Raw genomic sequence first — 14,263 nt, 5'->3', positions numbered from 1 at the left:
GTACGCGGACCGGCGGGGCAAAGCAAAGGCCGCGGAAATCGTTCAAAGGGAGGATAATCCATGAACATCAGCAGGAAGACCCGGCTCGTGCAGTCGGTATCAATCGCAGCGATCGCGCTGTTCTCTTCAGTACCCGCCTTCGCCCAAGCCGCCGATGAACAGGCCGCCGAAGAAGCATCGGCGCCCGGCGAGATCATCGTTACCGCGCAGCGCCGCAGCGAGAACGTGCTCAAGGTTCCGGTCAGCGTGACCGTGGTTGGCGCGGAGCAGCTGGTCCAGCGCGGCGCAAACGACCTGACCGCTGTAACCAAGTTGGCGCCAAGCCTTCAGGTGGCACAGGACAACACCTTTTCGGTGCGTGGCGTAGGCACGGCCACGTTCTCGAACACGGTCGAAGCCAGCGTTTCGCAGGTGATCGACGACGTGGTGCTCGGCAACCGTGAATATGCGGCAAACGCATTCTACGACGTAGCGCGCGTCGAAGTGCTGAACGGGCCGCAGGGCCTGCTGTTCGGCAAGAACGCCTCGGCCGGTCTGGTGAACATCACGACCAACAAGCCCAAGCTTGGTGAGTTCTCCTTCAGCGCCGATGGCGAACTGGTCCAGCGTGCCCGTCCCGGTGACGACGGTACCGGTTACCAGATCCGCTCGACCGTCAACGCGCCGCTGGGCGACAAGGCTGCGCTGCGCCTGAATGCGATTTACAGCGATCAGGACCCGATCACGGTCGGCAAGGTCAATCCGAACATACGCAACGACCTTGGTCTCGAAAACCTCGGCCTGCGGGCGAAGCTGCTGTTCGAGCCGACCGACAATCTCTCGGTCTATGTGATTGGCGACTACAACCGCCAGCTCGGCATCACCGGGCGCTACGACATCACCTTCCGCCAGTTCGGCCCTGGCAGCCAGTACCCGGCACGTGGCCTCGTCGCAGGAACGGAGAACCTGAACTTCGCGGCTGACGCGCCCAACTTCCGTGACAGCGATACCGGTGGTCTTCAGGCCAACATCAACCTGCGCCTCGGCAACGGCATGGAACTGAGCAGCATCACAGCATGGAAGCAGGCCAAGGTCGATTTCCAGTTCGACTCGGACCAGACGCCGTTCAACTTCTTCAACTTCAACGGTTCCAACCAGAAGTACGACCAATACTCGCAGGAACTGCGTCTCGCCCTGCCCAGCGGCAATGCCCTGACCGGCCAGTTCGGTCTGTATTACTATCGCTCGGTCGGTAACAATTCGGGCTTCCGTGGTGGCAACAATGGCTTGCCAGACTTTGTGGCCATCGGCTTTCCGTTCTGCATCGGCGCCACGGTCACCGCAGGTCCGCCGCCGGCGTGTGGTGTCAGCAACCGCTCGTTCCTCGGCCAGGACTTCCAGTACCGCCTGCAGAACGACAGCTATGCCGCGTTTGGCCAGCTTGGCTACCAGCTCACCGACACCTTCAAGATTACTGCCGGTGCGCGCCTGACTTATGAAAAGGCGCAGATAAACTTGCGCGAAAACTTCGGTAATTATTTTGTCACGCTCGGCGTTAAGAATAACGTTGCCGACCAGTCCACCGATGCCACCGATCTCAGCTACAAGCTGGGCTTCGACTGGCAGGCGTCGCCAGACCTGATGCTCTATGGCTTCTACGGCGAAGGCTTCAAGGGACCGGGCTTCTCGAATACGGCTCCTGCTCCGAATGCCGATCTTGCCGTCCGCCCGGAAATCTCGCGCGGTGGCGAACTCGGCATCAAGGGCAAGGCGCTTGACGGCGCGTTGACGTTCAGCGTTTCGGGCTTCTACACGAAGTTCTATGACCTTCAGGTCCAAGCCTTCGTCCAGGCGCTGCGCACGTTCGTGCTGGGCAATGCTGCGACGGCAACGACCAAGGGCATCGACTTCTCGTTCCAGGCCCGTCCGTTCGAAGGGCTGACCCTTTCGGGGTCTGCCTCGTACGCTGATGCGACGTTCGATGATTACCCTGGCGCGCAGTGCTATCCCTCACAGACGACCGGCGGTTGCAAGGCTGACATCAATTCGTCGCTGCCCGGCTTCGTCGGCACTTTCAATGCCAAGGGCTATCAGTTGCCGCTGTCCTCGAAGTTTACCGCGACGCTCGGCGCCGAATATGCAGCGCCGATCACCGAGGGCCTGGAAGCGCAATTTGGCGTTGGCTACTACCATCGCTCGCCGCAGTCCGCCGGCATCGGAGCACCGTTCGTCATCCCGACCTGGGACACGGTCGACCTGCGCGCCGGTGTGAAGGCCGACAACTGGAACATCAGCCTGTTCTGCAAGAATTGCACGAACGAGATCCGCCCGATTTCGGTTGGTTCGGATGGTGGCGACGCCAACCCGGTGGGCGTTGCCCCGCCGGTGATGACGCTCAACCAGCGTTTCAGCTTTGAATCGGTACGGACCATCGGCTTGCGTGCCGGTATCAACTTCTGATGCTCAAAGAGGGCCGCCACCACCAAGTGGCGGCCCTTGCGTTTGCTGCATCCGGCCAAGACTGGAGCGGTTCTGGAAAAGGATGACCTGATGACGACCTCGCCCGCGCTTCGGTGCTCGATGCTTTGCCTGGGTATCGCATTCTTCTGGGGCTCGTCAGCAATAGCGCAGACGGGTATTTCTACCGAAACGATCGCAGCGCCTGCGCAACCCAATACCATCACCCTCCCGACTGCCGAGAAGGTGGATCGCGAGGTCTGGCATCCCAGCGACATGGGCCGCTACGCAGTGCGCAACGTCACCCGGCCGACGCTCACTGTTTTCCAGCCGATCGGGAAAGCCTTGCCAGCGTCTGTCATCATTGCACCAGGGGGAGCGTTCCTTGGCCTGGAAATGGACAAGGAAGGCTGGGAAGTGGCGCGCTGGTTTGCCAATCATGGCGTGACTGCTTTCGTCCTCAAGTACAGGACGCTGCCGACGCCTGCTGACCAGAAGGTCTTCGTCGCCGAACTCGGCAAGATGATCGGCGGCCAGAAGGCTGCCTTTGCACCTCCGGCCGATACCCCCGCCGAAGCCTTGGCAGACGGCATAGCCGCACTGCGCCATGTGCGCGCAAGTTCAGCCAGATATGGCATCGATCCCGAGCGTGTGGGCTTCATGGGATTTTCGGCAGGCGGTTTCCTTACCCGAAGCGTCGTGGAGAAGGGGGGCGCTGATCGCCCCGATTTTGCTGCGCCCATCTACCCGAACATGGGTCCGATGACAGTACCTGCCGATGCGCCGCCCATGTTTGTCGCCATAGCCGCCGATGATTTCCTGCTGGCTCGGCAGCGCGGTCTGCCCTTGATTGAAAATTATCGCAGCGCCGGCAAGTCGATCGAGTTCCACCTGTTTTCGGCCGGCGGCCATGGCTTTGGCGCTGGCCCTGCCGGTTCGCCAGAGGAAGGATGGCTCGAACTTCTGTACCGGTGGATGCGAACGCAGGGCTTCCTGACAACGGAGAAGAAGTAAGATGATCGACCGTCGCAGCCTGATGGCTTCTGCCGTGGCTCTAGGTGCTTCTGCGGTGACAGGCGGCAATGCGCTTGCGCGCGCAGCCAGGGCCAAGCCGCTTGATCCAGAATTTCCCGCAGGCTTCCTGTGGGGTGCCGCGACTGCTGCCCACCAGGTCGAGGGCAACAACCTCAACGCCGACTTGTGGGTGATCGAAAACGTACCCGGCACCACGTTCGCCGAGCGTTCGGGCGACGCGGCCAACAGTTTCGAACTTTGGCCCGTCGATCTCGATCTGGTCAAGGGCATGGGCCTCAACGCCTATCGCTTCAGCCTGGAATGGGCGAGGATCGAGCCGGACGAGGGATACTTCTCCAACGCCATGCTCGATCATTACAAGGCGATGATCGAAGGCTGCCGGGTGAGGGGCCTCAAGCCCGTCGTAACCTTCAACCACTTTACCACGCCGCGCTGGTTTGCTGCCAAGTGCGGCTGGCACAATCCGGAATCGCCTGCGCTGTTCGCACGCTTCTGCGACCGTGCTGCACGCCATCTTGCGGCGGGCATCGAAATCGCCACCACGCTGAACGAGCCCAATCTCGCAGGCGTGATCGGCGAAATCCTGCCACCGCAGCTCATGGCCGGTGACAAGGCCACGCAGGAGGCCGCAGCCCGGCAACTGGGCGTGCCGCTCTACACGCCAGGCGTGGCTCTCTATATCCGCGACCCGAAGACCTACCGCGCCAACATGATGGAGGGTCATCGTCGCGGCCTCGCCGCGATCAAGGCGGTTCGGCCCGACCTGCCGGTAGGCGTGAGCCTGGCGATGCTGGACGACCAGGCGGTTGGCAAGAACTCGATGCGCGATGGCATTCGCGAGCGCTATTACAACGAATGGCTGCGCCTGGCGCGTGACACCTGTGATTTCATCGGCGTGCAGAACTATGAGCGCAAGGTGTGGAATGATCGGGGCCCGCTTCCAGCGCCTGCAGACGCACGGCGCAACGCCGGCGGGATAGAGGTCTGGCCAGGCTCGTTGGCGGGTGCCGTGCGCTATGCCCATGAGGTGACGAAGCTGCCGGTCTATGTCACCGAGCACGGCGTCAATTCGGACGATGATGCTTTGCGCCAGTGGCTGATCCCGGCCGCGCTTGCAGAACTGAAACGCGCGATCAACGATGGTGTACCGGTGCGCGGCTACTTCCACTGGTCCTTGATCGACAACTTCGAGTGGGGCTTTGGCTACCACCACCGCTTCGGCCTGCATTCGTTCGACCGGGTGACGTTCAAGCGGACTGCGAAGCCGAGCGCCGAGGTCCTTGGCCGAATCGCTGCGCGAAACGCATTGTAGGCAAGACAGACTGCTGAAGAGATGCGCGGGGGCGGGCGGTGCTACCGTCTGCCCCGGCTACCTGTGCGCTTGTGACGCGACAGTTTGCTTTGGAAAATACCCATCCGATCGTGGCAATGGTGACCCCTACGGGAATCGAACCCGTGTTTCAGCCGTGAGAGGGCCGCGTCCTGACCGCTAGACGAAGGGGCCATTCCGCTGGAAGGCCTGATAGTGCGCCGCCGCTTCCCTCAAGCAAGAGGAGAAGCAAGTGGTGACCCCTACGGGAATCGAACCCGTGTTTCAGCCGTGAAAGGGCCGCGTCCTGACCGCTAGACGAAGGGGCCACTGGGCTTGCGCCGCTGGGCAGGTCCGCGCCTCTAAGGGGAGTATGGCGGGGCGTCAAGCACGGAATTGAAGAAAAATGTCAGTCGGCAAAAGCTGCATCCTCGACATGGAGTTCCGCAGCAGGCCGGCTGCCCCAATCATCGATCTTTGCACGCCCTGCCAGCCAGAGCTGGCGGCCTTTCGAGCCGTGCAGAAGCGCCTGGCCCATCTCGGTCTGGGCAGCGCGAAAGGCGATGGCCTTGAACGAGCGCCCGTCGCTTCCCGCAGCGATCATCCGCACATGATCGGTGCCGACTAGATCGGCCTTGACCAGGCGCACCGGGCCCACGGCCACACGCGGTCCCGGCCAGCCCACGCCGAATGGACCTGCAGCCTCGAGCGACTCAACAAGTTCAGGCGTGAGACCGCCGGGACTGAGAGAGAGGTCGAGCAACAGGGACTGCGACGCTTGCGCCCGCGTAACATCGCGGGACAGCCGCGCGTCGAGCCAATCGGCCAGGTCCTGAAGCTGGTCAGGGCTTACCGTCAGCCCACAGGCCATCGCGTGGCCTCCTCCGGCGACGAGAAGACCCGCTTCGCGCGCAGCGATGATGGCAGCGCCAAGATCGACCCCGGTGATGGAGCGACCCGATCCCTTGCCCTTTCCGTTCTCGTCGGCGTCCAGGGCGATAACGAGTGTCGGCTTGCCAGTGCGTTCCTTGATGCGGCCTGCCACGATTCCGATCACGCCGGGATGCCATCCGCGCCCCGAAAGCACCATTACCGCCCGGTTGTGCTGCGCCGCTAGCTGCGATTCTGCAGCTTCCTGCACTTCCTGTTCGATGGCCCGACGCTCTTCGTTGAGCTGCGAGAGGAGGGCGGAAATCTCGCGCGCCTCCTCGGGGTCTTGCGTCGTCAGCAACCTGACACCCAGCGTGGCTTCACCCACCCGGCCACCGGCATTGATGCGCGGTCCAAGAGCGAATCCGAGATCGCTGCAGGTCGGCGCTCGATTGAGGCGGCTGGCATCGATCAGCGCGGAGAGGCCGATATTCTCGCGCCGTGCCATGATCTTGAGGCCCTGGCTCACCAGCGCGCGGTTCAGGCCCCTGAGCTGCGCAACGTCGGCCACCGTGCCGAGCGCGACCAGATCGAGCAGGTTCATCAGGTCTGGCGCCTTACGGCTTTCGAACCAGCCACGCGCCCTAAGCTCGCGAACCGTGGCGACGGCCAGCAGGAAGGCAACGCCTACTGCTGCCAGATGACCGTGGGCAGCGGCCTCGTCATCTTCATCGAGCCGATTGGGATTGACCAGTGCCGTCGCACGCGGAAGCTCTGCTGAGCATTTGTGATGGTCGACAACGATGACGTCGACACCTTCTGCAGCCGCCATGGCGAGGGCTTCATGCGCCATCGCCCCGCAATCGACAGTGACGATAAGCTGCGACCCCGCTTGGGCCAGCCGGACCAGAGCTTCACCCGAGGGACCATATCCCTCAAGCAACCTGTCGGGAATGTAGTGGCCAGCCGTTACGCCAAGATCGCGCAGCAGCAGGATAAGCAAGGCTGCACTCGTCGCCCCGTCGACATCGTAGTCGCCGTAGATCGTGATCGCTTCACCCTGAAGGACAGCATCTGCAAGGCGCGCAGCTGCAATGTCCATGTCCCGGAAGATCGACGGGTCAGGAAGAAACTCGCGCAAAGTGGGCCGGCGATGGCGTTCGAGCTCATCAATGGTGACCCCGCGCGACAGTAGCAGCTGGTTGACAATGTCATCGGCCGGACCGCGCAGGCCATGTCCCATGTCCATGTTGCCGCCGCGCCAGCGCCAGGCCTGGCCGGAAAGAGAGTGTGTTATCGCAGTGACCGGAATCATGTGTTTGCGCTATACCATGACACGGACACCGAAAAGGGCAGGCGCGGTTGCGCACGATGAGAAACTTGTCCCCGGTCCATGGCGGTCGCATCGATTGAGGATGGAGACGGAACATGCGGGGAAGGACCATAGGGATCGCGGCTGGCGCAGGAGTGCTTGTCGCGCTTGCCGGTACGGGCGTGGCACAGCAGTCGGCCGCGCCGATCGCGCGCTACGACATGCGTGCCGAGACGATGTCTGGACTGGGCGGTATGGGCGCGCCGGGTTCTGGTGGAGGTGGGCTTGCTGCAGCCATGGCGCTGGGCATGGGTGGTGCACCCAAGGCGCAGCATATGTTGTGGCTCGATCTTGGCAGCACGCGTGGGCCGACCGATGGCAAGCCGAAAGCCGAACATTTCATGCCCCCGGGCGCGAAGCTTGGAAAATCGGTTCTGCTCAAGACGCCGGTCAGCGAGCCCCGTCTGCCGGGAGAAGCGGAATTCCAGCGGCCCAAGGGGCGGATGCTCATCTTCTGGGGGTGCGGCGAGCATGCGCCGAAGGGGCAGCCGGTGGTTATCGACTTCAGCAAGCTTGCCCAAGGGCAGGTGCCACCCGGTCTTTGGACGACGACGGTGCCGCTCGACCGGTGGGTTTCGCCTGGCTCGAGCAAGACATACGGATACTGGCCTGGCGATGACGGCAAGTCCGCAAGGCCGGATTCGTCGTTGCCAGGCCAGCACAGGATTGCCTCCAATTATGCACCTGAGATGGCTTTCAGCCTGTCGAAGGACTTCATGGGCGCTCTGGATGCGACGAACGCCCCTCAGCCTTCTGGCGCGACGTTGCTGCGGTGGGGCAGCTTGGCTGATGCCACTGGCTATTATGCGATGATCATCGGCGGCAAGCAGGCGCCTAAGGGACAGGAGATGACCGACATCGTGTGGTGGTCATCGAGCGCAGCCCGCCAGTTCGGGGGTGGCCTGTCCGATTGGCTTTCACCCGCAACGGTGGCAAGGCTGGTTGCCGACCGTACCGTGATGTCACCCCAGACGACGACATGCACGGTGCCGGCAGAGGTCAAGGCCGCAGCGCCCGATTTCATGTTCGGTACGCTCCACGCCTATGGGCCGGAAGAATCGTTCGCCTATCCGCCGCGCCCGGCAGATCCCAAGGTGCGATGGATGCCGGAATGGACAGCACGCATCCGGCATCGGTCGACTACGGGGTTTCTCGTCGGCTTCGAGGGCTTTGCGGGGCGGAGCGACAATGGCCGAACGCAAGGGACCCCGGCGCAAGAACAGCGGCCGCAATGCAAGCCGAAGAAGAAGGGTCTGGGCGGCCTGCTGGGAGGGGCTGTTGGCGGCGCGCTGGGCCTGCCCACGGGCGCAGACGACTGCTGAGACATGGCACAGGGGCTCCTCATCATCTGGCACAGTCGCACCGGCGCGTCGCAGGCTATGGCCTGTGCCGCGCATGCCGGTGCGATGACCGAGTTGGGGAGCCGCCTGTCGAGTGCCGAGGAGACCAGCCCCGCCGACATGCTGGAAAGCGCCGGCTATCTGTTTTGTTTCCCCGAGAACCTCGGCAGCATGTCGGGCGAAATGAAGGCTTTTTTCGATCGCTCCTACTACCCGTTGCTGGGGCAGCTGGAAGGCAGGCCTTACGCTTCGATCATTGCCGCGGGATCTGGTGGCGATGGGGCACAATTGCAGCTTGATCGGATCGTGACAGGATGGCGCCTGCGCAGGGTCGCCGAGGCAATGATCCATTGCACGACCGCGCAGACGCCCGAGGCGATACTCGCACCCAAGACCGTGTCGGATGAAGTTCTTCAGGCCTGTCACAGTTTGGGACAGGGGATAGCTGCGGGTATGTCGCTAGGAGTTTTCTAAGGTATCCGTCTTATGGTCGGCAACGGAGCCAATCGGGCGCATGGTTGACTGGACGTTGTCGGGACGCTGTGCAAGCTGTCGGGGATTTTGAGAGGGACGGTTGTGGAAGCGAGTGACCGGTCGGCCGAATGCGCGCCTGTCGCCGCGCTACTCTATCAGCTGGAACATCTGCCAGATACCGATGCGCTCGTCGCCGCCGCAAGGGCCGAGGGCGGCTTTGCAGTTTCGCACAGGCCCCAAGGGTCTGAAGGCTGGGCCGAAATTCTGCGGGAAGGTCTCACTTTCGACGTTCGCGGCTTGCGTGACGGGCCACCCGCGCCCGCTCCGGATGTAAGAACCGGTGTAGGCTTGCCCATCTTGTCCATCACGGATCAGTCTTGGCTCGCAGTTGCACCGGGACCCCACCTGGCCGGCGCTGAAAGGCTTTTGCCGGTGATCCGAGTCGTGGCGGCTCTGCTTTCAGAACTGGCCAAAATCGGTCCGGCAAGCGCCATTGCGTGGATTCCCGCCCGTTTGGCGCTAAAAATCGAACACTTCGAACAGGCTATTCGCCCATGGCTCGATGGCGGACCATTTCCGGCTCCCGCCTTTGTGGCGATGCATCGCGAGGCCGACGGTGGCCTGCGCACTGAAGGCCTTAACTTCCTGACAGGGCAGGAATTTATCTTGCGGCCACGCAGCCCTTCAAGTGACGCTCCCCTTGCGCGGATCGCTGTCCGCCTGGTGGACTGGCTTGTAACACACGGCCCGGTCACACAGTCTGCCGAGGCAATTCTTGCCGGAACGGGAGCAGTCGTTCTTGAGGCGGAAAGCGGCGACCGTATCTTGGCCTGGTGCGACTGAATAGCGACCATTTCCGACGGAAAAGAGTACGTCTGCCATTTGGTAGCGTAAACGTTCCGGGGCGTCCGGGATATACGCCGGACTTGCAGCGCCATCATCTCGTTCCCCGTCAGATCCTGCAATTGAAGGCTTTTGAAAGACTGATCGATCATCTTGGCGTTGACCGGCTCGGGATTCACGACTTCCGCCGGAATGGCCAGTTGCTGCCGGCGTCCGAACAGGGCGCGACGAGGGCAGGGCTGCCGCTGCACCGTGGGCCGCATCGTGCCTATAATGAACTTGTCATAGAGCGGATCGGCCAGATCGAAAGCGACTGGTCGCGCGATCGGCAAAGTGGCCCGGCAGCAGACTACGTGGCTCTGATGCGCTTTGACCTGCTGCAAAGAGCGCTGCGCCGACGGTTCCTGGATCCGCGCAACTGGGCGCGAGTCCCGCTCAACCGTCGGGACCCTGCCCTGGACTTCAGCCACCTCGATGACATGGCTGACCTGTTCTGGTCCGAAACGACTGAAGTGGCCAGCGCCGCGTGACAGACCGTTACCGCTTGAAAGGCGCGGTTGCGGCTGACAGGGCGTTGCGCGCCTCGTGATACTGACGCTCGAGCCGTTCGACACGGGCTGCCACCGGTTCGACGGCGCTCACCGCACCGACGCCCTGGCCAGAACCCCAGATGTCCTTCCAGGCCTTTGCCTCGGTGTTGCCGCCAGAGCCGAAATTCATCTTGCTGGGGTCGCTGACCGGAAGGTTATCAGGATCGAGGCCCGCGTTGACGATCGATGAACGCAGATAGTTGCCGTGAACCCCGGTGAAGAGGTTCGAATAGACGATATCGTCAGCGCGGCTGTCGACGATGGCTTGCTTGTAGGCGGCGTTGGCGTTGGCTTCCTCGGTCGCGATCCAGGCTGAACCAATATAGGCAAAATCGGCGCCGAGGGCCTGCGCTGCAAGCACCGAGCGACCGTGCGCAATGGCCCCGGAGAGGGCGACCAATCCATCGAACCATTCCCGGATTTCCTGCATCAAGGCGAATGGCGATTGTGCGCCGGCATGGCCGCCGGCTCCTGCCGCGACCGGGATCAGACCGTCGGCACCTTTTTCAATGGCCTTGCGGGCAAAGCGATCGTTGATGACGTCATGCAGCACGATGCCGCCCCAACCATGGGCAGCGGCATAGACGTCCTCGCGCGCGCCAAGCGATGTGATCATCATCGGCACCTGCCACTTTGCACAAAGCGCCATGTCCTCATCGAGGCGGTTATTGGTCTTGTGAACGATCTGGTTCACCGCAAAAGGCGCAGCGGGCCTGTCCGGATTGGCGCGATTGTGCGCGGCCAGTTCCTCGGTGATCTGGTGCAGCCACTCGTCCAGCTGGCTGATCGGACGCGCGTTGAGCGAGGGGAACGATCCGACAACACCTGCCTTGCACTGGGCAATCACGAGTTCCGGACAGGAAATGATGAACAGCGGCGATGCAATGACGGGCAAGCGCAGATTGGCGAAAAGCGGGGGCAGGGACATTCGGCACGTGTCCTTCAGATGGTGTTTAATCGGTTGGTTAAGTGGCTAGGTCAAGCGGCCGCGCTTGTCAAAGGCGCTTATGCCGGCACGTCCTTGATGCCGTAGAAGCTGGCGGCAGTACCTGCGAAAAGCGCCCGTTTCTCGCTGTCCGACGCGCCGCGCGCCAAGCGCTTGAAGGCGTTCCACAGAACGTTGTAGCTCGCTCCCCACTTGTCGACCGGATAGTTGCTTTCAAACATTGCGCGGTCTGGCCCGAAGGCCTCGATGCAGGTCTCGATGTAGGGGCGCCACATCGCGGCCAGGGTCTCCGACGAATTGCCCGCCATGGGGCCCCCCTCGGGGAGTCCGCAAAACGCCATGGCCAGACCGCCGAGCTTGATCGAGACGTTCGGGCAGGAGGCGATCTGGCGGATCATGTCCCGCCATCCATCAAAGCGCTCGTGCAGCCTGCCGTGGTAACTACCCATGCCAAGGGGAGTACCGCAGTGATCGAGACAGATCGGCTGGTCGGGAAAGGCGCGGGCGAGGCTGAGCAAGTCGCCGAGCTGGGGCTCGAGCAGCCATGCGTCGAAGGTAAGGCCGAGTTCGCCAAGATGGCGGAACCCCTCACGAAATGTGTCAGAGAGGTAGAGTTCGGCAGGGGCGTGGAACGGTGGACCCAGGACATCGGGATCGGCATCCCACGCGCCTTGGTGGCGAATGCCGCGGAAGCGCTCGTTGCCTGCTTGCACCAGCGCCTCAAGCACCGGGCGGGCACCATCGCCAAGCTGCAGGTCGGCGTGGCCGATGATGGCGGCGCAGGGACTAAAATTGCCATAGAGACCGCTGGCGCCTTGGGCGGCAACACCATTGACGAATTCGACTTCGCCGACAGGTTTCATCGCCGGCTCGGCGTCTGCGCGATAGAAAGCACCGCATTCCATGTAGACCGTGGCGACAACGTTGTGACCGCCTCGCGCATCGGCCAACAACTGGTCAAATGTGTAATAGGACGAGTGGGTCAGCGTCTCGATGAAGGAATGTCTTGGCTGGGGGAACGCGGCGATCAGCGGCCGCAGGTCCCACAGATGATGGTGAGGATCAATGATCGGCAGATCGGGTTCGAGAATTGCTTCTTCGGCCATAAGTCCTGTCCCGTTGCGCGCCTCTCGCGGGCACAGGCAGGACTATGGCGCATCGTCTGTCACGAGCAAGCGGGATCTTAATCGAACGATTGAACGGGTGGCCAGCGCTGGCCACCCGCATCCGGTCAACCGGCGGCGTTTGCGGCGCTCAGCACCGCGCGGACCGAGGCGGTGGCCACATCCTCGTCGATGCCAACGCCCCAGATGGTGCGGCCGTCTGCCGTCTTGCATTCCACATAAGCTGCAGCACGGGCATTGCTGCCAGCGCCCATGGCATGCTCGGAATAGTCGGTGATGTCTATTTCGACACCGAACCCATCCTTGAGCGTGGCGACGACGGACGAAATGAGGCCGTTCCCGCGTCCCGAAACCGACTGAACCTTGCCGTCCACTTCGATCTTGCCGGCAAAAATGCGCGTCCCATCCGGCGCCCGCGCCTCTTCATAGTCGACTAGTTGCAGATGCTGCGGCGCATCGAGGCGGTAGGCCTTGCGGAACACGCCCCAGATGTCGGCCGCCTGCAGTTCCCGGCCGAGCTCGTCGGCGAGTTGCTGCACGTGGCGCGAGAAGTGCGCCTGCATCTTCTTCGGCAGCTTCAGCCCCTGATCCTGCTCAAGCACCCAGGCAAAGCCACCCTTGCCAGACTGCGAGTTGACACGAATCACCGCTTCATAGCTGCGGCCGAGATCGGCCGGGTCGATCGGCAGATAGGGGATCGCCCAGAGTTCATCGTTGCGCTGTTCCTGCGCGGCGAAGCCCTTCTTGATGGCATCCTGATGGCTGCCCGAAAACGCCGTGAACACCAGTTCGCCGCCATAGGGGTGACGCGGATGGACCGGAAGCTGGTTGCAGTATTCGACGGTCTGGATCACCTCGTCGATGTTCGAGAAATCCAGCTCAGGGTCAACCCCCTGGGTGTACAGGTTGAGGCCGACCGTCACGAGGCAGCAATTGCCGGTGCGCTCGCCGTTGCCGAACAGGCAACCTTCGACGCGGTCCGCCCCGGCCATGATACCAAGTTCTGCCGCAGCGACGCCGGTACCGCGGTCGTTATGCGTGTGCAGGCTGATTACCGCCCGATCCCGGTTGGGAAGGTTCCGGCAGAAATACTCGATCTGGTCGGCATAGATGTTGGGCGTTGCCGCTTCGACTGTGGCCGGCAAATTGAGAATGATCGGCTTGTCGGTTGTCGGCTGGAGGACCTCCATGACCGCTTCGCAGCATTCGATGCTGAAATCGAGTTCGGCAGTAGAGAAGGTTTCAGGGCTGTATTCGAAGTGCCAGTCAGTCTGAGGGAAGCGCGCAGCCTGATCACGCAGGTGCTTTGCGCCCATCACGGCGATCTCACGGACGTCCTTCTTGTCCATGCCGAACACCACGTTACGCCACAGCGGCGACACGGCGTTATAGACGTGCACGATCGCTTGCCGCGCGCCGGCGAGGCTCTCGAACGAAGTCCTGATCAGGTCCTCGCGTGATTGCGTGAGGACCTGCACGAAAACATCGTCCGGGATCCGTCCGGAATCGACGAGGCCGCGAATGAAGTCATATTCAGTCGCGCCGGCGGAAGGGAAGCCGACCTCGATCTCCTTCATCCCGACCTTGAGCAGCAGATCGAAAAAGCGGCTCTTCTTTTCGGCGTCCATCGGATCGATGAGCGACTGGTTGCCATCGCGCATATCGGTCGACAGCCAGCGCGGCGCCTTGTCGATGGTGCGGCTCGGCCATTGCCGATCGGGCAGGTCGACTTGCGGAAACGGACGATACTTTGCCGAAGGGTTCTTGAGCATGGTCATGGAATAACTCGAATGATCTGGATTTCGTCGGTTCTGGCTTTCAACCCCTGAGCGCCGTGCACGGCGGGTAGGACCGACGCGTCAGCTCACGCCCAAGGGCGGATAAGTCGCAGGGTAAGGTCCAGTCGAGCGATCATTTCACAAGC

11 protein-coding genes and 2 tRNA genes are annotated in these 14,263 nt (G+C 62.3%); 7 read left to right on the top strand and 6 right to left on the bottom strand.

Features of this window, described 5'->3' with window-relative positions:
- Window positions 1–60 precede the first annotated feature (60 nt).
- The 3 genes from B9A23_RS16795 (at window position 61) to B9A23_RS16785 (ending at window position 4,783) form a co-directional block, all read left to right on the top strand.
- A complete protein-coding gene (locus B9A23_RS16795; protein WP_084280178.1) occupies window positions 61–2,439 on the top strand; it encodes a TonB-dependent receptor in 2,379 nt (792 codons plus the stop codon).
- 90 nt (window positions 2,440–2,529) lie between these two features.
- Window positions 2,530–3,450 carry an alpha/beta hydrolase gene (locus tag B9A23_RS16790; protein WP_084280217.1) on the top strand — a complete coding sequence of 307 codons (921 nt, stop codon included), beginning with the start codon at window positions 2,530–2,532 and terminating at the stop codon, window positions 3,448–3,450.
- 1 nt (window position 3,451) lies between these two features.
- Window positions 3,452–4,783 (top strand): family 1 glycosylhydrolase, encoded by a 1,332-nt coding sequence (locus B9A23_RS16785; protein WP_084280177.1) that lies wholly within the window; start codon window positions 3,452–3,454, stop codon window positions 4,781–4,783.
- Window positions 4,784–4,900: 117 nt separating this feature from the next.
- Here the strand turns inward: B9A23_RS16785 and B9A23_RS16780 are convergent.
- From B9A23_RS16780 to recJ, 3 genes are all read right to left on the bottom strand, one after another.
- Window positions 4,901–4,975 (bottom strand) — tRNA-Glu (locus B9A23_RS16780).
- 59 nt (window positions 4,976–5,034) lie between these two features.
- Window positions 5,035–5,109 (bottom strand) — tRNA-Glu (locus B9A23_RS16775).
- Between the two features lie 80 nt (window positions 5,110–5,189).
- The gene (recJ, locus tag B9A23_RS16770; RefSeq protein ID WP_084280176.1) at window positions 5,190–6,965 is read right to left on the bottom strand and encodes a single-stranded-DNA-specific exonuclease RecJ; all 1,776 of its coding nucleotides are present in this window, start codon (window positions 6,963–6,965) and stop codon (window positions 5,190–5,192) included.
- A gap of 113 nt (window positions 6,966–7,078) precedes the next feature.
- Here recJ and B9A23_RS16765 point away from each other — a divergent pair, with 113 nt between their 5' ends.
- The 4 genes from B9A23_RS16765 to B9A23_RS16750 all read left to right on the top strand — a co-directional run bounded on the left by B9A23_RS16765 (window position 7,079) and on the right by B9A23_RS16750 (window position 10,209).
- Complete coding sequence (locus tag B9A23_RS16765) at window positions 7,079–8,344, top strand: hypothetical protein (RefSeq protein WP_254895165.1); 1,266 nt, start codon at window positions 7,079–7,081, stop codon at window positions 8,342–8,344.
- 3 nt (window positions 8,345–8,347) lie between these two features.
- A complete protein-coding gene (locus tag B9A23_RS16760; protein ID WP_084280175.1) occupies window positions 8,348–8,836 on the top strand; it encodes a flavodoxin family protein in 489 nt (162 codons plus the stop codon).
- A 432-nt stretch (window positions 8,837–9,268) separates the two neighbouring features.
- Window positions 9,269–9,679, top strand: a complete 411-nt coding sequence (locus B9A23_RS22360; RefSeq protein ID WP_139797522.1) for a hypothetical protein — start codon at window positions 9,269–9,271, stop codon at window positions 9,677–9,679.
- Entirely contained in the window at window positions 9,670–10,209 is a 540-nt protein-coding gene (locus tag B9A23_RS16750) for an AHH domain-containing protein (protein WP_254895164.1), read from the top strand. Before B9A23_RS22360 ends, B9A23_RS16750 begins: the two co-directional genes overlap by 10 nt.
- A gap of 7 nt (window positions 10,210–10,216) precedes the next feature.
- Here the strand turns inward: B9A23_RS16750 and B9A23_RS16745 are convergent, their stop codons facing one another.
- From B9A23_RS16745 to leuA, 3 genes are all read right to left on the bottom strand, one after another.
- The gene (locus B9A23_RS16745; RefSeq protein WP_084280173.1) at window positions 10,217–11,197 is read right to left on the bottom strand and encodes an NAD(P)H-dependent flavin oxidoreductase; all 981 of its coding nucleotides are present in this window, start codon (window positions 11,195–11,197) and stop codon (window positions 10,217–10,219) included.
- Window positions 11,198–11,274: 77 nt separating this feature from the next.
- The gene (locus B9A23_RS16740; protein ID WP_084280172.1) at window positions 11,275–12,321 is read right to left on the bottom strand and encodes an amidohydrolase family protein; all 1,047 of its coding nucleotides are present in this window, start codon (window positions 12,319–12,321) and stop codon (window positions 11,275–11,277) included.
- Window positions 12,322–12,446: 125 nt separating this feature from the next.
- The gene (gene leuA / locus B9A23_RS16735; protein WP_084280171.1) at window positions 12,447–14,117 is read right to left on the bottom strand and encodes a 2-isopropylmalate synthase; all 1,671 of its coding nucleotides are present in this window, start codon (window positions 14,115–14,117) and stop codon (window positions 12,447–12,449) included.
- Between the last annotated feature and the right edge of the window lie 146 nt (window positions 14,118–14,263).

The organism is Novosphingobium sp. B1, from assembly GCF_900176395.1.
Classification (GTDB): Bacteria; Pseudomonadota; Alphaproteobacteria; order Sphingomonadales; family Sphingomonadaceae; genus Novosphingobium.
Note: the sequence above shows the minus strand (reverse complement) of the source record. Positions and strands in the feature narration are given on the sequence as shown.

Excerpts from the sequence above, each read along its gene's own strand:
- B9A23_RS16795 (WP_084280178.1), top strand. The coding sequence starts at position 61 with ATGAACATCAGCAGGAAGACCCGGCTCGTGCAGTCGGTATCAATCGCA.
- B9A23_RS16790 (WP_084280217.1), top strand. The coding sequence starts at position 2,530 with ATGACGACCTCGCCCGCGCTTCGGTGCTCGATGCTTTGCCTGGGTATC.
- B9A23_RS16785 (WP_084280177.1), top strand. The coding sequence starts at position 3,452 with ATGATCGACCGTCGCAGCCTGATGGCTTCTGCCGTGGCTCTAGGTGCT.
- recJ (WP_084280176.1), bottom strand. The coding sequence starts at position 6,965 with ATGATTCCGGTCACTGCGATAACACACTCTCTTTCCGGCCAGGCCTGG.
- B9A23_RS16765 (WP_254895165.1), top strand. The coding sequence starts at position 7,079 with ATGCGGGGAAGGACCATAGGGATCGCGGCTGGCGCAGGAGTGCTTGTC.
- B9A23_RS16760 (WP_084280175.1), top strand. The coding sequence starts at position 8,348 with ATGGCACAGGGGCTCCTCATCATCTGGCACAGTCGCACCGGCGCGTCG.
- B9A23_RS16745 (WP_084280173.1), bottom strand. The coding sequence starts at position 11,197 with ATGTCCCTGCCCCCGCTTTTCGCCAATCTGCGCTTGCCCGTCATTGCA.
- B9A23_RS16740 (WP_084280172.1), bottom strand. The coding sequence starts at position 12,321 with ATGGCCGAAGAAGCAATTCTCGAACCCGATCTGCCGATCATTGATCCT.
- leuA (WP_084280171.1), bottom strand. The coding sequence starts at position 14,117 with ATGACCATGCTCAAGAACCCTTCGGCAAAGTATCGTCCGTTTCCGCAA.